Annotated in this window: 21 protein-coding genes; 10 read left to right on the forward strand and 11 right to left on the reverse strand. The window is 53.5% G+C overall.

Annotated features, from left to right (window positions below):
* The first annotated feature begins 83 nt into the window (after nucleotides 1-83).
* Nucleotides 84-986 carry a LysR family transcriptional regulator gene (locus ABD035_RS14315; RefSeq protein WP_212712671.1) on the forward strand — a complete coding sequence of 301 codons (903 nt, stop codon included), beginning with the start codon at nucleotides 84-86 and terminating at the stop codon, nucleotides 984-986.
* A 375-nt stretch (nucleotides 987-1,361) separates the two neighbouring features.
* Here the strand turns inward: ABD035_RS14315 and ABD035_RS14320 are convergent, their stop codons facing one another.
* The gene (locus ABD035_RS14320) at nucleotides 1,362-2,234 is read right to left on the reverse strand and encodes a LysR family transcriptional regulator (RefSeq protein ID WP_343870867.1); all 873 of its coding nucleotides are present in this window, start codon (nucleotides 2,232-2,234) and stop codon (nucleotides 1,362-1,364) included.
* A gap of 503 nt (nucleotides 2,235-2,737) precedes the next feature.
* On the opposite strand from ABD035_RS14320, the gene ABD035_RS14325 reads away from it, so the two are divergent.
* The 7 genes from ABD035_RS14325 (at nucleotide 2,738) to ABD035_RS14355 (ending at nucleotide 9,057) form a co-directional block, all read left to right on the forward strand.
* On the forward strand, nucleotides 2,738-3,454 hold the full coding sequence (locus ABD035_RS14325) for an AzlC family ABC transporter permease (RefSeq protein ID WP_343870868.1): 717 nt from the start codon (nucleotides 2,738-2,740) through the stop codon (nucleotides 3,452-3,454).
* The gene (locus ABD035_RS14330) at nucleotides 3,451-3,747 is read left to right on the forward strand and encodes an AzlD family protein (protein ID WP_343870869.1); all 297 of its coding nucleotides are present in this window, start codon (nucleotides 3,451-3,453) and stop codon (nucleotides 3,745-3,747) included. Before ABD035_RS14325 ends, ABD035_RS14330 begins: the two co-directional genes overlap by 4 nt.
* 566 nt (nucleotides 3,748-4,313) lie before the next feature.
* Nucleotides 4,314-5,117, forward strand: coding sequence for an ABC transporter ATP-binding protein (locus tag ABD035_RS14335; RefSeq protein WP_343870870.1), 804 nt, complete (start codon nucleotides 4,314-4,316; stop codon nucleotides 5,115-5,117).
* A complete protein-coding gene (locus tag ABD035_RS14340) occupies nucleotides 5,114-6,139 on the forward strand; it encodes a FecCD family ABC transporter permease (protein ID WP_343870871.1) in 1,026 nt (341 codons plus the stop codon). The genes ABD035_RS14335 and ABD035_RS14340 overlap by 4 nt, the downstream gene beginning before the upstream one ends.
* Nucleotides 6,136-7,188: a FecCD family ABC transporter permease gene (locus ABD035_RS14345; RefSeq protein ID WP_343870872.1), complete on the forward strand. Its 1,053-nt coding sequence runs from the start codon at nucleotides 6,136-6,138 to the stop codon at nucleotides 7,186-7,188. The genes ABD035_RS14340 and ABD035_RS14345 overlap by 4 nt, the downstream gene beginning before the upstream one ends.
* A gap of 15 nt (nucleotides 7,189-7,203) precedes the next feature.
* On the forward strand, nucleotides 7,204-8,151 hold the full coding sequence (locus ABD035_RS14350) for an iron-siderophore ABC transporter substrate-binding protein (RefSeq protein WP_212712664.1): 948 nt from the start codon (nucleotides 7,204-7,206) through the stop codon (nucleotides 8,149-8,151).
* Nucleotides 8,152-8,163: 12 nt separating this feature from the next.
* Nucleotides 8,164-9,057 carry a MurR/RpiR family transcriptional regulator gene (locus tag ABD035_RS14355; protein ID WP_343870874.1) on the forward strand — a complete coding sequence of 298 codons (894 nt, stop codon included), beginning with the start codon at nucleotides 8,164-8,166 and terminating at the stop codon, nucleotides 9,055-9,057.
* Nucleotides 9,058-9,845: 788 nt separating this feature from the next.
* On the opposite strand, the gene ABD035_RS14360 is transcribed toward ABD035_RS14355, so the two are convergent.
* Nucleotides 9,846-10,958, reverse strand: a complete 1,113-nt coding sequence (locus tag ABD035_RS14360; RefSeq protein ID WP_343870875.1) for a glycerol dehydrogenase — start codon at nucleotides 10,956-10,958, stop codon at nucleotides 9,846-9,848.
* 583 nt (nucleotides 10,959-11,541) lie between these two features.
* Between ABD035_RS14360 and ABD035_RS14365 the strand changes: the two genes are divergently transcribed.
* Nucleotides 11,542-12,882, forward strand: coding sequence for an MFS transporter (locus ABD035_RS14365; protein ID WP_343870877.1), 1,341 nt, complete (start codon nucleotides 11,542-11,544; stop codon nucleotides 12,880-12,882).
* A gap of 30 nt (nucleotides 12,883-12,912) precedes the next feature.
* On the opposite strand, the gene ABD035_RS14370 is transcribed toward ABD035_RS14365, so the two are convergent.
* The 3 genes from ABD035_RS14370 to fetA all read right to left on the reverse strand — a co-directional run bounded on the left by ABD035_RS14370 (nucleotide 12,913) and on the right by fetA (nucleotide 16,181).
* Nucleotides 12,913-14,226 carry a DNA cytosine methyltransferase gene (locus ABD035_RS14370; RefSeq protein WP_343870879.1) on the reverse strand — a complete coding sequence of 438 codons (1,314 nt, stop codon included), beginning with the start codon at nucleotides 14,224-14,226 and terminating at the stop codon, nucleotides 12,913-12,915.
* 490 nt (nucleotides 14,227-14,716) lie between these two features.
* Nucleotides 14,717-15,490, reverse strand: coding sequence for an iron efflux ABC transporter permease subunit FetB (fetB, locus tag ABD035_RS14375; protein WP_343870880.1), 774 nt, complete (start codon nucleotides 15,488-15,490; stop codon nucleotides 14,717-14,719).
* On the reverse strand, nucleotides 15,477-16,181 hold the full coding sequence (gene fetA, locus ABD035_RS14380; RefSeq protein ID WP_343870882.1) for an iron efflux ABC transporter ATP-binding subunit FetA: 705 nt from the start codon (nucleotides 16,179-16,181) through the stop codon (nucleotides 15,477-15,479). The genes fetB and fetA overlap by 14 nt, the downstream gene beginning before the upstream one ends.
* A gap of 235 nt (nucleotides 16,182-16,416) precedes the next feature.
* Here fetA and panE point away from each other — a divergent pair, with 235 nt between their 5' ends.
* Nucleotides 16,417-17,340: a 2-dehydropantoate 2-reductase gene (panE, locus tag ABD035_RS14385; RefSeq protein WP_343870884.1), complete on the forward strand. Its 924-nt coding sequence runs from the start codon at nucleotides 16,417-16,419 to the stop codon at nucleotides 17,338-17,340.
* Nucleotides 17,341-17,705: 365 nt separating this feature from the next.
* On the opposite strand, the gene ABD035_RS14390 is transcribed toward panE, so the two are convergent.
* The 6 genes from ABD035_RS14390 to dacD form a co-directional block, all read right to left on the reverse strand.
* Nucleotides 17,706-18,107 carry a VOC family protein gene (locus ABD035_RS14390; protein ID WP_343870886.1) on the reverse strand — a complete coding sequence of 134 codons (402 nt, stop codon included), beginning with the start codon at nucleotides 18,105-18,107 and terminating at the stop codon, nucleotides 17,706-17,708.
* Nucleotides 18,108-18,164: 57 nt separating this feature from the next.
* Nucleotides 18,165-18,779, reverse strand: a complete 615-nt coding sequence (locus tag ABD035_RS14395; protein ID WP_343870887.1) for a glutathione S-transferase family protein — start codon at nucleotides 18,777-18,779, stop codon at nucleotides 18,165-18,167.
* A 557-nt stretch (nucleotides 18,780-19,336) separates the two neighbouring features.
* Nucleotides 19,337-20,071 carry a 2-phosphosulfolactate phosphatase gene (locus tag ABD035_RS14400; RefSeq protein ID WP_343870888.1) on the reverse strand — a complete coding sequence of 245 codons (735 nt, stop codon included), beginning with the start codon at nucleotides 20,069-20,071 and terminating at the stop codon, nucleotides 19,337-19,339.
* Nucleotides 20,072-20,402: 331 nt separating this feature from the next.
* Nucleotides 20,403-20,741, reverse strand: a complete 339-nt coding sequence (locus ABD035_RS14405) for a DUF496 family protein (protein WP_212712651.1) — start codon at nucleotides 20,739-20,741, stop codon at nucleotides 20,403-20,405.
* A 152-nt stretch (nucleotides 20,742-20,893) separates the two neighbouring features.
* Nucleotides 20,894-21,952, reverse strand: coding sequence for an FUSC family protein (locus ABD035_RS14410; RefSeq protein ID WP_212712953.1), 1,059 nt, complete (start codon nucleotides 21,950-21,952; stop codon nucleotides 20,894-20,896).
* Between the two features lie 145 nt (nucleotides 21,953-22,097).
* Nucleotides 22,098-23,267 carry a serine-type D-Ala-D-Ala carboxypeptidase DacD gene (dacD, locus tag ABD035_RS14415; protein ID WP_212712650.1) on the reverse strand — a complete coding sequence of 390 codons (1,170 nt, stop codon included), beginning with the start codon at nucleotides 23,265-23,267 and terminating at the stop codon, nucleotides 22,098-22,100.
* Between the last annotated feature and the right edge of the window lie 177 nt (nucleotides 23,268-23,444).

Raw genomic sequence — 23,444 nt, forward strand, 5'->3', positions numbered from 1 at the left:
CTATCCTAAAACCGGTTGCAATTCACCGATTCGCAGGTTAAATCAATAGTAATTCCCCTTCAGATATCAGATTACTCACGTAAATGAAGAAAAAAACACTCAACCAGGTGACCGATTTTGACCTCAGGCTGTTAAGAATTTTTAAAGCGGTCGCTGAATGTGGCAGTTTTTCTGCAGCAGAAGGATTATTAGGGATCACCCGTTCCGCGATCAGCTTACATATGGGTGACCTTGAACAGCGATTAGGGATGCGTCTGTGTCAGCGCGGACGGGCTGGATTCTCTCTGACCGATGAAGGAAGAGAGATACTGCGTCTCAGTGAAACCATGATGACCTCAGTAGAGTTTTTTCGCCAGCAGGTCAATCAGATGCATGAGCAGATCCGTGGTGAATTCAAGCTCGGCATTATAAATAATCTGGTGACACAGCCGATGATGCGGATAACCGAAGCGTTACAGGAACTGCGTACCCGTGGCCCGGAAATCCGCATCAATCTGAGTATGTGTACACCGGCGGAGATCGAAAGAGGCCTGATGGACGGTCGCCTTCATGCCGGCGCACTGCCGATGATCACCCCGCTCTCGACACTCAACTACTATCCGCTCTATGAAGAGAAATCCAGCCTCTACTGCAGTCACGACCACCCGCTGTTCGGGACGGCCGGGAATGTTGACAGCGCCCGTCTCAGCAGCGTGGATGCCGTCGCTCCCGGTTACCGGATGACCGCAGAAACTATCGGTTTGCACCAGCGACTCAACTGCAATGCCACCGCGACTGACCGGGAAGGGATAGCTTTCCTGATCCTCACCGGTAAGTTTGTCGGGTTCCTGCCCGATCATTATGCGAATGCCTGGCTGGAGAAGGATATGATGCGGGCTATCCATCCGGAGGAGATGTTTTTTACCACCACCATCGCGGCTGCTACCCGTAAAGGCCACCGTGCCAACGCCATCCTCGACCTTTTTTTACGTTCCCTCGGGCTCTGATATCAGGCCGGTATGATCCACTCTAACGCCACCGGCCGAATTCCCGCCGGTACGGCTTCCCTTCAGGGATACGGTTTGCGGCCCGAAATCCCTCTGCCGCCCTGCCGATCGTCAAATCGTTCGTCACCCGCACACCCGTTTCCGCGAGCTGACCGGCTGGCCGCCCGTATCCTTGTCAGTTCAGGGGAAGCTGCAGGCCAGATTCAGGCCTGACCCAAAGGAGAGAATATCTTGTCGGGGATCTGCTAACGTCTTTCGGCCCGGAGACCCGCCGCAGAATATGATGCCTGATGACCGTTTCCCCCTCCATGGCGGTCCGTCGCCGGTTCTCTGCCAAAGCAAGTGAGCCTGCCCTCCTCAACCAGATCTCAGGTGTCAGATCCGGAAAGAGCTCAGGAAACCGATAAAAGTCTTCACCGCCCGTGACTGCGTTTTTGTATCGCGATACACAAGTCCGATATCCCGGCCGGTCAGTGGTTCGGTTTCACGTGTCGTTATCCGATAGGGGATATTCTGCAGCGTCAGTTGCGGTAACAGACTGATCCCCAGATTTTTTTCAACCATCGCCATCACAGCATAGTCATCCCACAGGGTATATCTGACCTGCAGATCCAGCTGATGCTGAGCAAAGATCCCTGATATCTCATTATTGTTGCCCTTCTCCAGCAGCAGGAAGGGATAATCGCATAATGCCGGTAGCGGAACGGTCTGCAATCCTGCGAGCGGATGGTCGTCCGGCATCACGACCCGATAGGGGTCATGATGCAGAAACAGGCTTTCCAGCGAGGAATGGACAGGCAGGCGGGTAAATCCACAGTCCACCTGGCCCTCCAGTACTCTGCGCTCCGTTTCCCGATAGTCTCCCGGCACTAATTCGAAGATGATATCCGGGTAGTGCTGACGGAACTCACTCAGGAGGGCAGGAAGCCAGTGAACGGCAACACTGGAAAACGTCCCTACCCTGATCGTCCCTGACTGCAACCCGTTCAGCGCATCCACTTCGCTTTGCAGACGACCATAACTTTCATAAACACCACGGGCAAAGGGTAACAGGCGACGGCCTTCCGGGGTGAGTCTGGCTCCCTGCCTGCTGCGTTCGAATAACGACACTCCCCATTCGGTTTCCAGGTCATTGATCATCCTGCTGATCCCCGACTGGGAGTAAAAGATACGTTCGGCGGCGCGGGTAAAACTTCCGCACTCGACCACGCTGATAAATGCCTTGTATTTCTGAATATTGAGGTCCATGGCCGGCACCATCCGGTTTTGTGATGATATCCATGCTAAACACTCGCTTTTGTAATCACAAGCCCTGTGCAAGAATGCCTTATCCCCGCAGAAGTGCCGCAATGATGGCACAGACAGCGGAGATAATCTCCGCGATATCATCGACTGATGCTGATCGTCAAAGCACTTCAGCCCGTCGCGGATGCCCGGCATTTACACTCAAGGGATCAGGCGGGTTCGCCGGGGTTCTCCGGCCTGCCTCGCAGGAGAGTGCAGCATCGGAGGCTTAGAGGAACAGGCCCGCGGGTGAACAGCACCTGCCGGCCGGCAGCGAGTACTTTATTCTCATACAGAGGAGCGTTTCCAGTGAGTGTCTTACCCATGACTGACGGCTTAGCCGCGCCGGAATTTCCGGGCATTTACGGATGTCCCGGTTCCGGCACGGAAGATCAGCAGCCTGCCCCTCCCGCCGGAACATCTCTATCGGGTATCAGCTTGCTGGCAGACTCTGCTAAGGCGGAACGATGACCACGCATCAGCACAGCCTTTCGTTCAGCCGCGGGGTGAAAGATGCTATTCCGTTACTGCTGGCGGTGGCTCCGTATGGCGTGATCCTCGGTATTCAGGCCGCCAGTCAGGGGATCCCTCCCTGGCAACTGGGGTTGATGACATCGATGAACTTTGCCGGAGGTTCTGAATTTGCCGCCATCAGTCTGTGGCACGCGCCGCTACCAGTGCTGACGATTGTGATGCTGACGTTTCTGATCAACAGCCGGCACATCATTATGGGGGCTGCGATTGCCCCCTACCTGAAACATTTGCCACTGAGAAAAATACTACCGGCACTGTTCCTGATGGGCGACGAAGGCTGGGCTGTCAGCTATGCCAGTGCGGTGAGAAACGCATCCGGAATGCCCGACGCAAAAGCACTGCCGCTGGCCTATTATCTCGGGGTCTGTTTTCCGTTCTATCCGGTCTGGGTGCTGTTTTCGCTGGCGGGCTATCTTTTACCCTCGGTGCAGGACCATATTCAGTCACTGGGTCTGGCGATGGCCTTCCCGGCAATATTTATCGTACTGCTGAAAGGAATGTGGCGGGGAAATCAGACGATACTGCCCTGGTGTACCAGTCTGCTGGTGTCCGCGGCTACCTTTATCCTGGTGCCGGGTCACAGCTATGTGCTGGCCGGCGCCTTTAGCGGCATGCTGGTGGCCTGGCTGCAGGCACGGAGGGGAGTATGACCTGGCAGGCAATACTCACCATTACCGGCATGGCACTGGCCACCTATCTGACCCGGGTGCTGGGATTTCTGTTACTGCGTAAACGCCACCTTAGTGCCGGTGCAAAGCATGTACTGGAAATCGCCCCCGGGTGTGTGATGGTGTCGGCGATTGCGCCCGGATTTTTTTCAAACGGCCCGGCCCGGACCATTGCGATGCTGATAGCCATTGCCTGCGCCCAACGCTTTCCGATGCTGGTGACGCTGGTAATTTCGATGGCCAGCCTGGCGCTGCTGCAGTACCTGCTGCCGTGACGCGGGGGCAGGTGTCCTGCCCCGTGGCTGAGCGCAGGCACCGCCAGGCCAGCACGCAGCCCGCGAAATGAGTTCACAGAGCCACCCGGGGTAAACACCGGCAGCGCTTAGCGACAATCCCTAAAACCCTGAGACGACAGACTGGCCGGGTGAAGATAAACATCCCGGCAGGGGACGCCACACAGTATAAAAAAGGACGACATTAAGATACCACTCTGCATACTATCATCGGTGTGCAGGGCACTGCGGATAAATAGCAATGTAGTAGTCACCGGGTTTTTACAGTGATTCGCTACAGTATTATACGCATTTTTTGCCTGACTCTTCCGTTTCATTTTTATCTAACAAACTGATTTATAGATTAATTATATATTGTCCGTGTAAATATCGTTATATCACCTCTTTACCGGCCTGTGACATGATAACCCTATATTTTTCTTGACTACTACATAGCAGCCACGCAAAATTGCAGGGAGAATGATACTTATTACTATTTGCGTTCCGATGACCGGCGTTATGTTCCGGGTCTGACGCAGGAGTTAACATGCCACAGCAGGCTCCCTACCATGGATAAACGAGGTTTACAGGTCGAGAACCTGCGTGCCGGTTACCAGAAAAAGATAATTATTGATGATATCAGCCTGAGCCTTCCGCCAGGCAAGATGACCATACTGGCCGGTGCTAATGGGTCAGGAAAATCCACATTACTCAACAGCATCGCGCGGATGATCACACCGCATGCCGGACAGGTCATCCTGGATGGCAAGGCGATTCATCAGCAACCTGCCCGTCAGGTGGCACGTCAGTTGGGAATTCTGCCACAAACCCCGCTGCTGCCAGAGGGACTGACCGTCGCAGAACTGATCTCCCGGGGCCGGTTCCCGTGGCAGGGATTCCTGCGCCAATGGTCAGAAGCCGATGAGCAGGCGGTGACCGAAGCGATGCGTCTGACCGGGACGGAGTCTCTGGCAGATCAGCAGGTAGAGAACCTTTCCGGCGGCCAGCGCCAGCGATGCTGGATAGCCATGACCCTCGCCCAGCAGACCCCGACAATTTTGCTGGATGAGCCGACGACCTTTCTCGATCTGCGTTATCAGGTTGAGATCCTTGAATTGCTGCGTGACCTGACCCTGTATCATCACCGGACGGTGATCATGGTGCTGCACGATCTGAATTTTGCCGTTAACTATGCAGATACTCTGGTATTTATGAAACAGGGCAGATTGTGTGCCGTCACCGACGACCCAGCCGCCTGTACCCCGGCGCTGATCCAATCCGTGTTTGATCTGGATGTCCAGATGTCGGTCAACCCACACACCGGCAAACCCTTCTTTATGCCCTTTCCTGCGATGAAGAGTTCACAAGAATGACCGGGACCGTCCCTTTGTTCCGCCCTCGTCAGTCCCGTTACCTGCTAAGTCTGCTGCTGACGGGCTTGCTGGTGGCCGTCTGTTCAGTCATTGCTCTGGCGATCGGCGCCCGGTATATCGCACCGGAAACGGTCGTCCGGGCGCTGTTCGCGTATGATCCCCGCAATTTCAATCATCATGTGGTGGTTGAACTCCGGCTGTTACGTCTGGTTGCCGCACTACTGATTGGCAGTGCATTAGGCGTTGCCGGATTGCTGTTACAGTCAGTGATCCGCAATCCCTTAGGGGAGCCTCATATTCTGGGCTTAAATGCCGGGGCGGCACTGGCCGTGGTGATGAGTATGGCTTGTGGCGCGAGCTGGCTCACCTTGCCGGGTATCCGGCCACTGGTCGCGGCGGCCGGTGCTGCCTTGCTGTTCGGCCTGGTGATCCTCTTCTCTTCCGCCGGACGCAGCGGGCTGACGGTGATGAAGGTCACACTTTGCGGGGTGGCATTGTCCGCTTTCGCGTCTTCACTGACCGCCACGGTACTGTTACTGGATGAGCAGACCATGATGGATATGCGCACCTGGCTGGCCGGTGATCTGGCCGGACTTAGCTGGCCGGGAATACAGGCAGCGGCTATTCCGATAGCCCTGGCGGTCCTGCTGGCGGGATGGCTGGCCCCTTCGCTGAACGCCCTGGCGCTGGGGGATCACCTGGCCCGCGGGTTAGGGGTCAATCTGCGGCGTACCCGGATGTTGTCCATTTTCGCGATTGCCTTACTGAGTGGTGCGGCTGTCTCTCTGGCCGGGCCGATAGGCTTCGTCGGGCTGATTGTCCCGAATGTGGTACGACGGCTGATAACTGAAGATGTACGTAAGGCCATCCCGTGCTGTGCTTTGTGCGGCGCGCTGGTTCTGCTGGTTGCCGATATTGCCGCGCGCACGCTGATAGCTCCTCAGGAGCTGGCGACCGGCGTAATGACCGCCCTCGCCGGAGCTCCGGTGTTTATCTTTATTGCCTCGAGGTTTTTTAAATGAGCCACCTGTTGCGCGCCGTCGGCTGGAGAGTACTCCGTCAGGGCCGGTGGTCTGTTCTGCTGCGGCCCGCCCTCCTTGCCCGGCTGGCATTTTTTCTGCTGCTGATTTTTCTGTTACTGATCGTTGGTATTACTCATGGCAGCCTGCGGATACCGGTATCCGGTGTCGCCAGAGCGCTGTTTTACCCGCAGGAGGTGCATGACCCTTCTCTGTTTATCGTCACAGGCGTCCGGCTTCCCCGGTTATTGATGGCTGTGGCGGTCGGCGCAATGCTGGGAATGGCCGGGGCGGCGATGCAGTCCATTACCCGTAACGGACTGGCGGACCCGGGACTGCTGGGGGTAAAGGAAGGCGCCAGTATTGTGGTTCTGACGCAGATCCTGTTCTTCCCGGCCGCAGGTATGCTCTGGCAACCGGTCACCGGGATGACCGGTGGCTTGCTGGTCTCGGCGCTGGTGGTTGTGCTGGGCAGAGATTTTTCCCGGCCCCGTTTTATTCTGATAGGCATCGGAATTTCGTGGATATTTGCGGCCGCCATCGGTGTTTTTATGACTACCGCCGATGTCCGTCAGGTTCAGACCGTCATGTTATGGATGGCGGGCAGCCTGAATGCGGTCAGCTGGCCACTGTTAGTCATCTCCCTCTGCTGGGGGATACCGGCCATATTACTGTTGTTTCTCACCGCCCGTGCTTCAGATATTGCCTTACTGGGAAATACCGCCGCGACCGGGTTGGGTGTCAGGTTATCTCAGTTAACCCTGCTGAGGTTTATCGCGCCGGTCATTCTGACCGCCACCTGTATTTCCTGTGTCGGCAGTATCGGTTTTGTCGGTCTGATGGCCCCGCACCTGTCACGTATGTTGTTCCGGGGCGGACAATCCGCACTGCTCAGTGGCAGTGCCGTCTGTGGTGGCGTGCTGGTCTTACTGGCCGATAATGTGGGAAGACTGGCTTTTGCCCCATTACAGTTACCTGCCGGTATCGTCATTTCGTTACTCGGCGGTCCGTTTTTCCTGCTACTGCTCTGGCAACGCCGGGATAAATTCTGATTTGTAAGGATGATTATGCGTATTCTTTCTGTTTTGCTGTTATTTATCAGCACGTTTGTCATTGCTGCGCCGCAAACTCAGCAGTTCACCGACGATAGCGGACGTACGGTAACGGTACCGCTGCATCCGAAGCGGATCATCTCACTGCATGATCTGGACATTACTATTCCGCTCATTGAGCTGGGGGTTTTCCCGGTCGGCAGTCACGGACGAACATTACCGGACGGCACTCATACACTGCGATCAGCGCGACTATTAACCGGTGTTGATTACACTGACTCCGGTATCCGCTTTATCGGTACCTCGGACATTAATATCGAGGCAATTGCTGCACTGAAACCGGACCTGATCATTACCGAACCAGGCCGTAATACCCCGGTCGATCAGCTTGAAAAGATTGCCCCGACCGTCAGTATTGATCATCTGAAAGGCGGCGCACCACGGATTTACAGTAAGCTGGCACAGCTGACCGGCACACAGGTTCAACTGTCACGACTGGAAGCACGGTATCAGGATGAAATCAGTCAACTGAAACAGACCATCGGCGGTCGTAAAATTACCGTCTCCGTCCTGCAGGCCAATAACGGTAAAATTACCGTAATGCACAGCTACCATTCGCTGGGGAAAGTACTGCGTGATGCCGGCCTGACCTTCCCTGCCCTGATCAATAATATTCCTGAAGATGGCCGCATGAATGTCAGTGCCGAGCGACTGCCGGACCTGGATGCGGATCTGGTGTTCGATACCTGGCGGGGTGATACCGGCGGTTCGCCGGCCGATGAAATCGCGGCGATGAATGCCGTGATGCCGGGCTGGTGTAACTTCCTGACAGCCTGCCAGAAGGGCCACTATGTGATGGTCTCCCGCGAAGAAGCCATTTCGAATTCGTTTGCCGCGCTCAGCCTGATGGCTGCCGTGGTTCAGTCTCAGATCGCAGGGCTGGCTGTCTCTGGCGCGAAATAAGCGGAATGAACGATGAAAGAACAGAAGAAGAATAAACACAGGGTGGATGTCTACGGGGAACGTTTACGTCACCGGGCCCCCCAACTGTCTGCCGGCCTGCAGAGTGTTCTTTATTATATTAATGAAAACCGTGCCACGGTACTGGAAGCGACTGCACTGGAAATTGCGGCAGCCACCGGCACCTCCGATGCCACGGTGGTCCGTGCGGTGCAGGCGCTGGGGTTCGCCGGTTTACGTGATCTGAAAAAAACCCTGGAGTTATGGTTTGAACCGGTGATGAATTCCACCGATAAAATGAGCTCTACCGTGAGTGAGTTCACCTGTGATATTCAGTCGGGTATTGATTTCGTTCTTGAAGGCCATAAACATACCTGCGAAGTGCTTGGTTCTCCGGAAAACCGCATTGCACTGTCGCGTGCGGTTTCACTGTTACTGGACGCCCGGCAGGCCGCCATTTTCGGTATTAATGCCTCGGGGATCCTCGCCGAATATGCCGCCCGCTTATTTAACCGCATCGGTCTGCCCTGTGTGGCGCTTAACCGTTCGGGAATAGGCCTTGCTGAACAGCTACTGACTCTGCAACGGGGCGATGTGCTGATCATGATGGCCCAGAAGTCAGCGCACCGGGAAGGTATGACTACACTGCGGGAAGCGCGGCGGCTGGCGAATCCGGTGATCCTGCTGACTAACGCGATGGACTCACGGTTTGCACAGGAAGCAGATGTAGTGATCCAGGTTCCGCGTGGCGGGGAAAACGGTAAAATCCCGTTACACGGTACGGTGCTGGTCTGCCTGGAGATGCTGGTATTATCCGTCGCATCCTCAGCCTCTCAGCGCACGATAAAATCGATGAAACGTATGCAGGAATTACATCGCGGCCTGAAACCCGGCAGCCATAAACGCTGACCCCGGGAGGGGTTAACCCGGGCCGTTCCGGCCGGCATAACGTCAGTGAGTGAACGACAGCCAGTGATGGCAAAAAGCTTATCGGGGACGGAGCAAAATTGACGGATACGGGCAAAAGAGGAAAGCCTGAAATAGCGGTTAAAGAACAGACAAGCTGCCCTCAAAGGCACCCGGCCGGTGCGCTGTAGTGCGCTTTGTCACCCCCGGGCTAACAACAGACGCAAACTGAAAACGGGGACGGAGTCAGCGGCTCAACGTTCCGGCGAGCCTTTTGTCAGTGTGTCAGCCAGTGATAAACCGGCCGAAAGAGATGAGTATTTTAACGGATCAGGGGTCGGCGGTTTCTGCAGAGCCACGGTTGTGAGGAGTCGGAATATTGACTGCACCTACCCCCCTGAGTGATATACCGTCAGGAACCACGAAAATGCCGGAACAGTCAGTCAGTCAGTTAGTCAGTTAGTCAGTTAGTCAGTTAGTCAGTTAGTCAGTTAGTCAGTTAGTCAGTTAGTCAGTCAGTTAGTCAGTTAGTTAGTTAGTCAGTTAGTCAGTCAGTCAGTCAGTCAGTCAGTCAGTCACTTAGTCAGTCAGTCAGTCACTTAGTCACTTAGTCACTTAGTCACTTAGTCACTTAGTCACTTAGTCACTTAGTCTGGATAAGCGAAAACAGGCTGAGGCAAAAAATATCCGCCGCCCGGTTCAGGGTCAGCGGATACAGGTCATAGGAGTTTCAGAAAATATCTTCCACCTTCCTGGCCACCAGAGAAGTCCCCGGCGACGGAGTGCAGAAATCAGCCTTTCATCCGGTGCGCAATCGTATTAGCAGTCACCATCGCGCTATAGACATCATCGACCGTCAGTTCCATCGGCATATTGTTCATCGTATCGCCAGGCGCACAGGCAATACGCGCCACTTCACGCCATTGTGATTCGACAAAGGTTTTCAGGCCCATATCTTCCAGTGTCAACGGAAGTTTTGCCGCTTTCACAATACGTACTACATTCTCCCATTCTTCCCGCGGGGCATTTTCCAGCACCAGCTGGGTCAGCAGGCCAAAAACGACTTTCTCACCGTGCTGCGCTTTATGCAGATCCGGGATCACTGACATACCGTTATTGACCGCATGAGCCGCGGCCAGGCCACCAGCCTCTGCACCGACACCACTCAGATAAATCGTCGCCTCGATGGTCTGCTCCAGTGCCGGGGTGGTCAGGTGGTTCACCACAGCATCCATAGCCGCATCAATGTTTTCGCTCAGCAAACGGTAGCAGAGTTCTGCCAGCCCCAGTCCGGTCCTCGACGGTTTGTGCAGCACCAGATTGATACCATCGGCAGCATAGCAGGCACGTGCCTCAAAATAGGTCGCTAACGCATCGCCGACCCCGGCGGAGAAGAAACGCAGCGGTGCGGCCGCGATAATCGAGGTATCGGCCACCACCACATCCGGGTTCTGCGGTAAATACAGATACTCGTCAAACTCTCCGCTTTCGGTATAGATGACCGCCAGCGCAGTACAGGGAGCATCGGTGGAAGCGATTGTCGGGAACAGCACCACCGGCAGCTTCAGATAAAAGGCAACCGCTTTCGCGGTGTCCAGCGTTTTGCCCCCGCCGACCCCGGCAATAACATTGGCTCCGCTGGCACGGACACATTCCTGAAGACGGTCGATCTCTTTCCGGCAGCATTCATAGCGGAATTTTTCAGCACATCCTTTCAGTCCGGCGGCCTGCAGGGCAGGTAATGCCTGTTCTTCCACTTTTGGAAGAATAAATTCATCGGTAATGATCAGGATGTTATCGCCAAAATCTTTCACGAAGTCATCGATTTTCGACAACATATCGGTGCCAATAAAGAATTTTTTCGGTGATGTTACCGTTCTTGGTAATTTAGTTTCTTTAATCATTTTAGTTTCCCGTCAGGTGAACTTTGATAAATTTATGATGGTGAAATTCTCTCCACCTCACATTGATCATGATCATAAGCGGGTCTGTTTATTTGTCTTAATTACCGGTTATCCTGGCGGATAACTGTCCAAGGAACAGCTAAAGAAAGCGTTACCCTGCCTGATACAAAGTGAAAGAAACCTACTTAATAGGTTGATTATTATATCTATTTTTCAAATGATCTTTTCTGTGCGCGGTGATGGCGAAGAATGTTATGCCGGTTGTCACCCCCCGGAAGAAAAAGAATTCTCCCGGGGTTCTTACCGCCCGATTTGCCGGCGCCTCTGCTTAGCCTTATAAAAATAACCCAGGTAATAAATTAACCACCTTAATCTGACCCCACCTCAGTGGTGGGCTTGCCGGGAAATCGGGTTCGCAAAAGCGCCGGAAATGCGCCCGATAGGATCATCAGGCGCTCTTCTGGTGCAGAAATCGCATCCCTCTGCGAAAGACTTTCACCTGATCTTTATAAAAATCAGGCAGTAAAAAGAATGGCATCGATATTGCGTGGCATTCAGTCATGCCATAATAAGGAGCACCGCGATGAAACCGACTTCTGCCCGCTATACCATCTTCCTGCTCATGTTCCTCATTGCTCTGATTAACTATATTGACCGGGGGGCGTTATCCTTTTCCGCCAATGCCATTGCCACGGAATACCATCTGAATAAAACCCAGCTGGGTGCCGTTCTCGGTTATTTTGGTATAGGGTACCTGCTGGGGTCGTTATGTGGCGGTTTTCTGGCCGACCGTTTCGGTACTCGTAAAGTCTGGTTATGGGCAGGTCTCTGCTGGTCTGTGCTGGAAATTGCAACTGCCTGGGCGGGGGAGGCGGGGATGGCGCTGTTTGGCGGTTCCGCGCTGATGGGGTTCGCCACCCTACGTATATTATTTGGTTTTTCCGAAGGTCCGGCGTACGCGCTGATGAACAAAACCATCTCGGCGTGGGCACCGGATAACGAACGCGGCTTTGCGCTCAGTATCGGCCTGGTCAGTACCCAGGCCGGTGCAATGCTGACCGCGCCGATAGCCGTCGGGCTGATCCTGCTGACCGGTGACTGGCGGATCATGTTTATTATTCTGGGCGTATTTTCACTGCTGGCGATGCTGCTGTTTTCCCGCCTGTATACCGACAGCCCCGCGCAGCATCCAAAGGTGAATACCGCCGAGCATGCCCTGATCACGCGGGGGCAGAGCGCATCCGTCGCCGAAGGTACCGCCCTGCCCTGGTGGAAATTCTTCACCAGCCGGACGCTGGTCTGTAATGCACTGGGCTATTTTACCTTTTTATATATCACCTTTACGCTGGCAACCTGGCTGCCAAAATATCTGCAGGATAATTTCCATTATGATCTGCACACGCTTTGGTATGTGGCGATGATCCCCTGGAGTGGCGCCTGTTTTACCGTCTTACTGGGTGGCAGAATTTCTGACGCGCTGATGAAACGATTCAATAATCTGCGGATTGCCCGCAATGCCTTCGCGGTCGTCGCCCTGTTACTGACCGCGCTCTGTTTTATGGCGATCCCGCTGGCGGGCTCCGCTGCGGCGGTGATTGGACTGATGGCCGCCGGCAATGCGATTAATGCGATGGTTAATAACGTGTACTGGTCGGTGGTCATTGATGTGACGCCGAAGGCGTCGGTGGGGACATTTAGCGGGATAACACTGGCCATTGCGAATATTTCGTCGGTCCTGTCCCCGATGCTCTCCGGCTGGCTGGCCCAGCACTCTGGCTATAACGCCATGTTTATCGTGACCGGCTGTATTGCCCTGGGCAGTATGCTGGCGATGATGGCGCTGCAACCTGAAAAAAAGCATGGTCTGTCGGTACGGCCACAGGCCGGTTATCCCCATGCGCTTCCGCGTTCTATGACCGAATGATCACCAGGCGGGCCGCCAGGTCCGCCCTTCTCATTCGCCCTGCCGCAACCGGGTGGCGGTCTCCAGTGCCCCGATCATCTGGCCTGCCAGCGCACCGATAACGTTCATGCAGACAGAATTACCAAACTGTTTATACATCTGACCATGGGAAACGGCATCCACAATAAAATCATCGGGGAATCCCTGTAAACGGGCACACTCTTTCGGCGTCAGTTTTCGCGGATTTTTCCCTTCACCGTGCTGTTCGATCAGTATCTCTGAACCGTCTTTATAGTATCTGGCGCTGAGGGTATTGGTGTATTCACTGCTGGCGTTAAACAGACTGTAACCGAAGCCGTTTCCGCGCTGCTTATGTGACGCGCGTCGTTTTTGATGACCGAGCCACAGTTTATCGGACAGGGTATAGACATCTTTGCCTTTTCTGGCAATCAGTGCCGCCAGCTGGTGTGGTTGCAACAAAATGTCCCCTACCCGGGTCGGTGTACAGGGAGGGGCCGGCCACTGATACACCTGGTCGAAATCCACACCGCTGAAATAGTCTTTATCAAAACCGACAATATAGACCCGCTCACGGTTCTGCGGTGCCCCGAAATCCCTGGCCCGCAACACCCGGAAGTCGACCCAGTAGTTCAGCTTTTCAGACAATGCCCGCCGGGCATCTTCACTCATCGGGACATCATCAGGGATCGCCTGTGCATGCTTACCCTGCAGAATATCGATAATGGTCTTCAGGGTACGGCCTTTGTCATGGCCCTGCAGCTGTTTGACGTTCTCCAGCAGGAACGCTTTGGGCTTTTTAGCGGCCAGGATGCGCTGGATCTCAAAAAACATGGTTCCGCGGGTATCACTGAAGCCCTGCTTACGCCCTGCCAGAGAAAAGGCCTGGCAGGGAAACCCGCCCAGCAGCACATCGTGGTCGGCAATATCCGTGGACCTGACCCGGGTGATATCACCGACCGGCATTTCTCCGTAATTTGCGAGATAGGTTTTCTGGGCGTATTTATCCCATTCCGAGGTGAACACACAATGGCCGCCCAGACGCTGAAAAGGCAAGCGGATCCCACCGACACCGGCAAACAGATCGATAAACGTGAACCGGCTTTCTGACTGCGGTTGCTGACGGAACGGGGCTTCCTGCGCATGTTTCCGGAGTTTTTTATCCATATTCAGGATGGCCTTACGCTTGGCCACGGAAGGCATCATCCTGCCGGCTTCCCATTCACTGACGGTCTGTTCGCCGTGAGCTGGCATCCCGAGGACACTGGCAAACTCGGCACGCCCCAGGCCGAGCCCTTCCCTGATACTCTTTATTTCTTCTGGTGTTGGATGTGCTAAGTGGGACATTGTTCGGTTACTTATGCGGTTTTAGTCCCGGAAGACTAACATTGCCCTTAAAAGCCCGCAATCAGTTATTCCGGCGTGCACAGCAGGACATTCTTCACTCATTCAGACCGGCCGCTTTTATGATAATTACAACCGGATTAACGGCGCTTCACTGAACGACAAAGAGAAGACCCTGTTAACATTCTATTATTTAATGTTTATCGATATCCCATCTGATGACTAATGCCGGTACTAATCCTTGAAATGATGATCAGGGTGAATGGGGACACACTTTCGGACTTAACGACCGACTACCGGAATCACTCGTCCGCGACAGGACTGTCAGCCGGAGAAATATGGCTCACCGTAACCCTGTTAGTGGTAAGCACCGTCAGGGCCAGAATATTCTGTGACTGAGCTGGCACTCTTCGCTACTGTCATCAAAGGACAGCGTTCCGGGAGGAAGGAAACCCTCGCCCCCCGGGATGTTTTTACTGTGTGCTGATTAACATTAGCGCGGGGATTTAATCACCAGCTGGTGACGGTCATTATAAAACCGGCGATAGGCCAGATAACCGGCAATAATGGTCGACAGACTGGCCGTAGACAACAGCATAAAGGTCACCATGATCTGATATTTAATCGCCTTAACCGGGTCAATTCCGGCAAAGATTAATCCGGACATCATCCCGGGAAGGCTCACCAGTCCGACGGTCTTAGCGGAGTCAACGGTCGGGATCATCGCGGCGCGGATGCTTTCCCGCAACAGACCGGCAGAGGACTGTTTCGGGGTCGCCCCCAGACTGAGCATCTCCTGGATTTGCTGCTGCCCGCTGGCAAACCGTTGCCCCAGATTATTGTAACAAAGCCCGACCGCCACCATCCCGTTACCGGCAATCATTCCTGCTATCGGGATCACCTGCATCGGCAGAAACTCAATCGAGCCGGTCAGTACCAGTACCAGTAACGTCAGTACGGCCCCGGTAGTGATGGCAATAAATGACATCAGGAAAGCATTATCAATATATTTGCTGCGCTTTTTGGCATTCCAGGCCGCATTGAAACAGATAAATAACACCATCAATACCGTCAGAAAGACATTATTCAGATCAAACAGATATTTTAATACATACCCGACAATCACCAGTTGTACGACGGCACGGCAGATACTCCACACAATATCTTTTTCCAGTGCCAGTTTTTCACGGTAACTAATCACAATCGCCACCAGCACTAAGGCCAGCGACATAATTAGCGATCCATTGGTGATATTATGCTGGTTCACTCGCGTCTTCCTTTGTTTTTTCTGAGGGGGTTCCTTCCTGCATCGCGGAGGGTGAGGTTAACCGGATGACATTATCCGCATGGCGTATTTCATCCACGTCGTGTGTCACCCACAGGACAGCCAGATTCTTTTCACGTACATACTGATGAATAATATCGTTGACCTGGCGTTTGTTTTGCTCGTCCAGGGCGCTGGTGATTTCATCAAGCAGCAACACCTGCGGCAGAAACTGCAGATGACGGATCAGTGAAATACGCTGTTTTTCACCGCCGGAGAGCGCCGTCACCGGCTGGTCCAGCATTGTTTCCGGTAATGAAAACCGGCGCAGTTCTTTAATCAGTTGCTGCTTATCGGCCGTTTTACGGCGCAGAGCCCAGGGAAACTGCAGGTTATCGGCAACGGTATCGCCAAACAGTGACGGGGTTTGTGCACAGTAAGAGACCTGCTGACGGTACTGTTCGGGAGCATACTGCAAAATATTTTTACCGGCGAAGGTGATCCCGCCGCTCTGCGGACTGATCAGCGAAGAGAGGATCTTCAGCAAGGTACTCTTTCCGCATCCGGACGGCCCGGTGATCAGGGTGAATTCACCGGCATTCAGTGTCAGCGATAAGTCACTGAGGATCGGCGATCCGCCTGCCTGGTAGTTAATCTTGTCCACTGCCAGCAGTGGTGTTTTCTGATCCTTCATGGCTTATTATCCCGTACTTAACTGTTTTACATAGTTTAACGGTGATCCCCACACAGAAGAAATGGGTTTTTCGCCCGTCAGCGCGGGTTCTCTGCGTACCTCCCCGGGATACCCCGCATTCAGTGATCCTTCGCGCTGCGCAGAATTGTAATAATTTCTAACCTTGCTGACTGGTGTTTCCGCTGCCCGCCTTTTAAGGTAGAAAGTAAGACTGGAACATTTAAGAGGATGGAATATGCGAATACTGGTTGTGGGTGCCGGCTCTACCGGTGGCTATTTCGGCGCCTGTCTGGCTCGTCACGGGCGGGATGTGACTTTTCTGGTCCGTGAAAGGCGTGCAGCAGCCCTCAGAGATCACGGGTTAGTGGTTCATGCCGATGCGGGAGATTTTAAGATACAGCCTCAGCTATTGCAGGCCGGGGAGATCCGTGGCCCGTACGACCTTATCCTGCTCACGGTGAAAAGTTTCGGTCTCGAACAGGCTATCCGCGATATTACCCCCGCGGTCGGAGAGCAGACGCTCATATTACCGGTGCTGAACGGTATGCGGCATATCAGTACGCTGGGGGAGGTGTTCGGTAAAGAAAAAGTATTAGGCGGATTATGTAAGATCCATTCCACGCTGAATAAAGACGGCGAAATACTGCAAATGTCTGCGCTGCATCAGCTGTCTTATGGTGAACAGGATGGCCATAACTCCGCACGTGTCCGGCAACTGGATGCCGTACTGAGTGACTGCGGGTTTGATAACCGGCTATCGATGACTATTCAGAATGATATGTGGGAAAAATGGTTGCTGCTGAGTACGCTGGGTGCTGTCACCTGCCTGTCGCGGGGCAACACCCAACAGGTCGTACGTTCGGCCGGCGGCGAGGCACTGTTACAGGCAATATACAGTGAAGTGCTGGCCGTGATCACCGCCTGTGGCTATCAGCCACGCCCGGCAGTCATTGCCGCTACGCTTCAGATGCTGAGTAACCCCGAAACCCCGCTGACCTCCTCCATGTACCGCGATTTAGATCAGGGGTTCTCTGTGGAGGCGGATCAGATCATCGGGGACCTGGTCGACAGAGCCAATGCACACGCACTTCCCGTACCGCTGCTGAATGCAGTGTATGTCAACCTGCAGGTCTATCAGCAAACGCGGCAGGCGGGCTGAGAATCTGTTGATCGTGGCCCCCGGCTGAGTGGTTCGCTGGTAACGGGGGCGTTAATCAGGCCAAACCATGATCCCGGTCCCGGCAGAGCACGGGCCGGGGCATCACTTTCGTGGCCGGACCTCAGGATCCGTGCTTCCCGGCCTGCCACTCGCCAGCGGTGGTGATAACAGCGCGAGTACCATCATCGGTGAGGCCTGCTAAATAAGCCCTGTACGCTTTCTCCGTGCCTGACCACGACGCAGCCTGTGGATATTGCCTTCCGGGAGGCCTCTGCCGTTCTGTTGATAACGATCAGCCACCTTCCCGCCGCCACACGTTGCCTCTGCTGTCACAGAGACTCCCTGTATTACCTGCCTGTAGCGGTTCAGGGAAGTGCATTCTGGTAGAGATCCCAACGGTTACCATAGAGGTCCTCAAATACCACCACCCAACCGTATTCTTCCTCGCGGGGCTGCTGACAGAAATGTACCCCTTTTTCCTTCATTGCAGTGTAGTCACGCCAGAAGTCATCGGTTTGCAGGAACAGAAAGACGCGACCTCCGCACTGATCACCGATAAATCCCTGCTGCCGTTCGCCGGAAGCCTGCGCCAGAAGCAGGTTACAGTCACTTTCCGGATGCGGCGTCACCACGACCCAGCGCTTCCCGGGCTGCGGGGTATCTTCCACCAGCGTGAACCCCAGTTTATCGGTGTAATACTCAATAGCACGATCATAGTCATCAACGACTATCGCAACATATCCCAGACATCTCTTTTGTGTTCTCATCGTTACTCCGACAGGCTTCAGAAAAAACCGGCAACTGATATCAGGGCACTTTCTGCATTATGGCCCACAGACCGGGTGAACAGGCGGGCACAGTCCGGATAAAGACCTCCTGAATAGCGTCCATTCCGTCAGTGCGTTCTGATAATGCCCCGCCCGGCCCGGGAAATGAATACCATAAGAGGCCAGCCGGTATGCCATCACTGAATAGAAGGCATCCACAGCTCCCGAAGTCTCTCCACGGAAGAACTCCCCCCGGGCCGCAGCAAAAATAATTCCGATACGTTCGATGTCTGCTTCCGCTTCAGCGGATAACGCTCCCGGTACCGTTTTACCGGAGGCCACAAACGGCATTTGCCGGCGGATTTCAGCAAAGCCTGAGTGTAATTCGGCACATAAGCTTCTTTCCTCAGCCCGTAATGCCGCCTCTGCGGAATAAAGTAACCCGGGTTTAATTTCGTTAACGTACTCGGTGATCGACAGTGAATCATAAATAATAAGATCGCCGTCGCTGAGAACCGGCACCCGCCCGGTCGGTGATAAGCGTTTGAGTTCGCGTCTGCTCTGCGGATGGCTGAGGTCAAAAATATGCAGGTCCGGGGGTATTCCGGCAATCTCCATACAGAGCAACACTCTCAGTGACCAGCTGGATTCTGTCCCGGCAAATAATTTCATCTTACACTCCTTATAAACAAGGCTATCATCTATAGCATGACAGCCCGCAGCGACACGTTAAATTTCTTTTGTTTATGATCAGCCTGTTAGCGCGATATCCCCCTGTTCTCCCGAAGCAATAACCGTTATCACGGCTCAAGAAATGCCTGCCACCATCAGGTAAATCATGGCGTTACGGGCCACACAACGTTAACGCTATACAATACACCTCTGATGAATTTAGTGAGGTCAGACAAGCGCCTGATAATCCCTCTGAACCTGTCTGACGTACTGGTTCAGAGGGATTATCAGGCGCCGCTCACCGGCGAGCGCTTAATGTGCTGAATTTCTGCTCTATCCCTGAATGATCTGTTTAGCAGAGTGAATGAGAAAGCGAAAAGTGTGTGCTGTCCGTATTACCTGCCTGAGGAAATTCCGGTGACGGTTTATTTAAGAAGAACGGGGCGTTTCCCGGATGAAGGATATCGTCAGGCTATAAATGCGGGGCAAAGACATTCTGGAAATCTGAGCAGTAAAAATACGGACGTATTATTGACCATGACCTGTGAGCTGCAGACTTATGGCAGGTATTCGGCATAATAATCATCATACAACCGGCACGCCAGTGACGAACAATCCGTTTCCAGACAGAGCGCGACATCCTCACCGAAACCACGTTCATGTAATTCGCATGCCGACGAACACTCTGCGAGAAGCCCCGGATTTTGCTGGCGGTAATGTTGCCATGCCGCTAATGCCGCCAGGGATTCAGGCGAACAACTCTCCCGTCCCATCGCTTCAATGATACTGCCCGCGGCAATATAATCTTCAACCGAAGGCCGCAGGCCCCCGTCAGGCCATTGTTCTCCGCAAGGCACCAGTAAGACTCGCTGAAAGTGACGACAGGCTTCTGCTGTCGCTGTTCTGTTTCTGAAGCATCCACTGAAAATGGCTGCGCCTGTTTCTCTGGCCCGGCACGAAATCGCAGAGCCATTTGGCGAGGGTAATACCAGTCTCTCACCCTGGCCTATTTTGCGAAGTGAAACCGGCGAAAGGGTGTAGCCCGCACTCCCCTGTCGTCTGTCAAAATGTGCAGTGACAGCCCCTCTTTTCTCCCCATATTCCCTGGCTGAGGCATCTTTGCGGAGATAGGGATAGATACGGGCACCGTGATCGATAGCCACACTCACACAGGTTGAAAAAGACATCACATCAATAATGACGATACAATCGACGTCGTCTGCCAGATGAGCAATGGCCGGCATTCCCCATTCAAGGCGAAGATCAAAAGCTGCCTGGCTAAAGTAGTGCATGATGATTGCTCCGTGTGACGGTTGCAGAACGGTGCCACGCGCCTGTCAAACCGGAATCTCCCGTTATGCCGGAAATTCTGCCTGCGGGTGACGGGATCAACAAAAATAGTGTTCCGGTTGTACCACAGGTCGCAACCCGGTACTCAGAAACTGAACATAACAGGCAGACCACGGGAATATCCGTCACCCGTCGATGGGGAGAATATCAATTCAGGCCTCAGAAGGCGTATCAGCCGCAGGCAGGGCACGGTTTTCCGCCGGTATAAGCGGAGAGAAAACATTCCAGGCAGAACGCCCGGCGCACCGTCCGGGCATCGATGGCGGATGAGGATTATTTTTTCTCTTCGCCGTGAAGAGTTTTCTGCTCGCCCATCACTTTCAGTTTTTTCGAAATATCGCGGCGTTCTTTGGATAAATCCGCATTTCTGATGATGTATTCATCGACCCGGTCTTCATAATCACTACGCATACTGGCAATGATCTCCTGAATCGCTTCAATACTCATCCCGGGCTTAATATATTCACTCAGGTTATCCAGCAGCAGAACACGCTTCTGATTATCGCGGACTTTCTTCTCATTATCCGCTATTTCGCGTTGCAGCTTGTTTTTACGGCGAAACATACGGACAAATTCGAGTACGTCCTGGAAGGATTGTTTGGCATTTTCCATGATAACACCTTTGTTTGACGCCTGATCGGACAGACGTGAGTTTCAGAATCAGTTGGGTTCAATGAAGTCCCGGCATCACTACTGTGACTTCTAAAACTTTTCAATACCTTATCTTAGCGCAAAGGAACGGCATTTCACACGACACTGATTGATTACTTTCTCAACACCATTCGAATAAGTTCATGTAACCGCACCAGCTGACCATGTAATTCCAGACTGAGCCAGACATAGCCATAGACCGGTGTCGCCTCTGCTTTGGCATGTTCGGCCTTCGATAACAGCCCGCTCAGTTCCCGTTTCATCTCATCCAGTTCAGCAATGGTGGCAGAGACCTGATCGGTTTTGCCGGTTTTCAGCATCCCGGAAAGCGTGCGAAACAGATTTTCGGTCATGGCCTGGGTACGGCGCAACGTAGGGGCATTCAGCAGCAGCAGATGGCTTTCACGGGAATCCCACCATGCATTGATCTGCATCTCCAGCGTGTAAACCATATTGCGCTGGAGGGTCTGGATGGCTTCAAACACCGATTTGGGAATCCGTGTCTCTTTACTGGACGGTTCCAGCAGGGCACGTATTTTGACACTGCCGGAGATCAGTTGCTGAATGGACTTATTCAGGCGCGGTTTTTCGAGCAAATTAGGTGATAATCCGGTCTGGTAGATCTTCAGCGAAGCGAGTAATGCATCTGACATCCTGATGCGCCAGAAAGTATAGGCCCGTTGCGCCCAGATACCGGTAAAGATGACCGCCAGGATTGACCCAAAGATGACATCGCCCCCCCGCCATAAGGCGGTCAGGAAATCCCCCGGCGGCGCGCCGACCACCACACCGAGGGTAATACCAATCAGTAACGCCATATAGGGACGTTTACCTAAGGTCAGATAACCACAGACAAACATCACGATGCCACACCAGCCCAGCATCAGCGGCAGCGAATACAGCTCTATCTTCAGGGCAATCAGTCCCGATACCGAGCCGGCGATGGTACCGATAATACGTTGTACCGCCCGCGGAAACACATTTCCCCAGGACGAGATAGGCCCCATAACCACCACCAGCGTGATCAGCGGCCAGCTGCCTTCCGGGATGTGCAACAAACGCACCAGTAAAAAAGAGAGCACAAACGCTATGGCGATACGGACACCATGAACGGTCTGGTAGTGGCGGTAAAGCCAGAATTCAGGTCGGGATATGGGCTTGTCAGGGCGCAAAATCATGTTCCGTTAGACTTTTCGGACTGCCATTTTTGCATATTACAAAAAAAAGATCCGGTGCAATTCGTCACCGCTACCGTCCGGGAGCATTAAAAAAGCCCCGGTAAAAACCGGGGCCGGGCAGACTGACAAAGCAGAAAGATTACAGTTTCTGTTTAATGTAGTCAGTGATGCGGGTAATAATGCCGCCTTTCGCGACACTCTGTAAGGCGACTAACGGATAGCTGGCGATTTGTTTGTCTTTATCCATCACCTGAATTTCACCGACCGTTTCGTCCTGTGCCAACGGCGCTTCCAGCTCTTTATTCGTCAGGACATATTTCGCTTTCACATTATTGATTTCACCGCGCGGTAATGAAAGATAGAGATCTTTCGCAGAACCCACATTGACGGTATGCGGATTACCATACCAGACATTCTCTGTTCCCAGAGGTTTACCGGCATGGAATAACTGGACGGTATCGAAGTTATTCTGTCCCCAGACCAGCAGTTTTCTGGCCTGATCTTCACGGCCTTTCGGACTGTCGGCCCCCATGACAACGGCAATCAGACGGTGGTTACCGATAACATTGCTGGCAATAATGTTAAAGCCGGCGGTTTCTGTATGACCGGTTTTCATGCCGTCCACATGCAGGCTGTTATCCCACAGCAATCCGACACGGTTGTTCTGAGTAATACCATTCCATGTCATCGTCTTCTGACTGTACATGTGATAGAACTCCGGCTCACCATGAATAATGGCTCTGGCCACAATCGCCAGATCACGTGCCGTACTGTACTGTCCCGGGGCATCCAGACCGTGAACGGTTTCGAAATGGGTGTTTTTCAGGTCGAGGTTGGCAACGACCTGGTTCATCATCGCGACAAAATTCTGCTGTCCCCCGGCCACATAATCGGCCAGCGCGACACAGGCATCGTTACCTGAATCGACAATCACACCGCGGCTCAGATCACGCACACTGATTTTATCGCCAGGCTTCAGGAACATCAGAGAAGAACCTTTAAATACCGGGTTACCGGCGCCCCAGGCATCGGTACCCACGGTGACGATATCATCAGGTGAGATACGTTTCGCATTAATGGCCCGGTCAACCACATAGCCGGTCACCAGTTTGGTCAGACTGGCGGGATTGCGTCGCTCATCGGGATTACCGGCTGTCAGCACCTGGCCGGTCGTTGCATCCATCAGGACCCAGGAGGCCGCGTTGATGGGCGGTGGCGTCATTGAAAGAGGGAAGGCATTGTCATCGGCATGCGCCGCTGAGGCCAGTAAAATCATACCCGATACAGTAATAAGCAGACGCCTTTTCAAGCTAAATTCCTCAATAATTTGGGTGGGTTGACAGGTTTTAGACGCCTTTTTACGGCATTTTACCCCCGCTGGCATCTCTCAATTGTGAGAAAGTGTAAATCGGCAACCGGGGATATCTGCTGTCAAACGGGTTAACAGAAAAGATCGTGCTGTTCTGCTCCTTGCCTGCAGCGACTA

This window comes from Tatumella terrea, assembly GCF_039523755.1.
In the GTDB taxonomy this organism is placed as follows: Bacteria; Pseudomonadota; Gammaproteobacteria; order Enterobacterales; family Enterobacteriaceae; genus Tatumella; species Tatumella terrea.

Excerpts from the sequence above, each read along its gene's own strand:
- ABD035_RS14355 (WP_343870874.1), top strand. The coding sequence starts at position 8,164 with ATGAAAGAACAGAAGAAGAATAAACACAGGGTGGATGTCTACGGGGAA.
- ABD035_RS14360 (WP_343870875.1), bottom strand. The coding sequence starts at position 10,958 with ATGATTAAAGAAACTAAATTACCAAGAACGGTAACATCACCGAAAAAA.
- ABD035_RS14320 (WP_343870867.1), bottom strand. The coding sequence starts at position 2,234 with ATGGACCTCAATATTCAGAAATACAAGGCATTTATCAGCGTGGTCGAG.
- ABD035_RS14405 (WP_212712651.1), bottom strand. The coding sequence starts at position 20,741 with ATGGAAAATGCCAAACAATCCTTCCAGGACGTACTCGAATTTGTCCGT.
- ABD035_RS14335 (WP_343870870.1), top strand. The coding sequence starts at position 4,314 with ATGGATAAACGAGGTTTACAGGTCGAGAACCTGCGTGCCGGTTACCAG.
- ABD035_RS14340 (WP_343870871.1), top strand. The coding sequence starts at position 5,114 with ATGACCGGGACCGTCCCTTTGTTCCGCCCTCGTCAGTCCCGTTACCTG.
- ABD035_RS14365 (WP_343870877.1), top strand. The coding sequence starts at position 11,542 with ATGAAACCGACTTCTGCCCGCTATACCATCTTCCTGCTCATGTTCCTC.
- fetA (WP_343870882.1), bottom strand. The coding sequence starts at position 16,181 with ATGAAGGATCAGAAAACACCACTGCTGGCAGTGGACAAGATTAACTAC.
- ABD035_RS14395 (WP_343870887.1), bottom strand. The coding sequence starts at position 18,779 with ATGAAATTATTTGCCGGGACAGAATCCAGCTGGTCACTGAGAGTGTTG.
- ABD035_RS14345 (WP_343870872.1), top strand. The coding sequence starts at position 6,136 with ATGAGCCACCTGTTGCGCGCCGTCGGCTGGAGAGTACTCCGTCAGGGC.
- ABD035_RS14325 (WP_343870868.1), top strand. The coding sequence starts at position 2,738 with ATGACCACGCATCAGCACAGCCTTTCGTTCAGCCGCGGGGTGAAAGAT.
- ABD035_RS14330 (WP_343870869.1), top strand. The coding sequence starts at position 3,451 with ATGACCTGGCAGGCAATACTCACCATTACCGGCATGGCACTGGCCACC.
- ABD035_RS14370 (WP_343870879.1), bottom strand. The coding sequence starts at position 14,226 with ATGTCCCACTTAGCACATCCAACACCAGAAGAAATAAAGAGTATCAGG.
- ABD035_RS14400 (WP_343870888.1), bottom strand. The coding sequence starts at position 20,071 with ATGCACTACTTTAGCCAGGCAGCTTTTGATCTTCGCCTTGAATGGGGA.
- ABD035_RS14350 (WP_212712664.1), top strand. The coding sequence starts at position 7,204 with ATGCGTATTCTTTCTGTTTTGCTGTTATTTATCAGCACGTTTGTCATT.
- panE (WP_343870884.1), top strand. The coding sequence starts at position 16,417 with ATGCGAATACTGGTTGTGGGTGCCGGCTCTACCGGTGGCTATTTCGGC.
- ABD035_RS14315 (WP_212712671.1), top strand. The coding sequence starts at position 84 with ATGAAGAAAAAAACACTCAACCAGGTGACCGATTTTGACCTCAGGCTG.
- ABD035_RS14390 (WP_343870886.1), bottom strand. The coding sequence starts at position 18,107 with ATGAGAACACAAAAGAGATGTCTGGGATATGTTGCGATAGTCGTTGAT.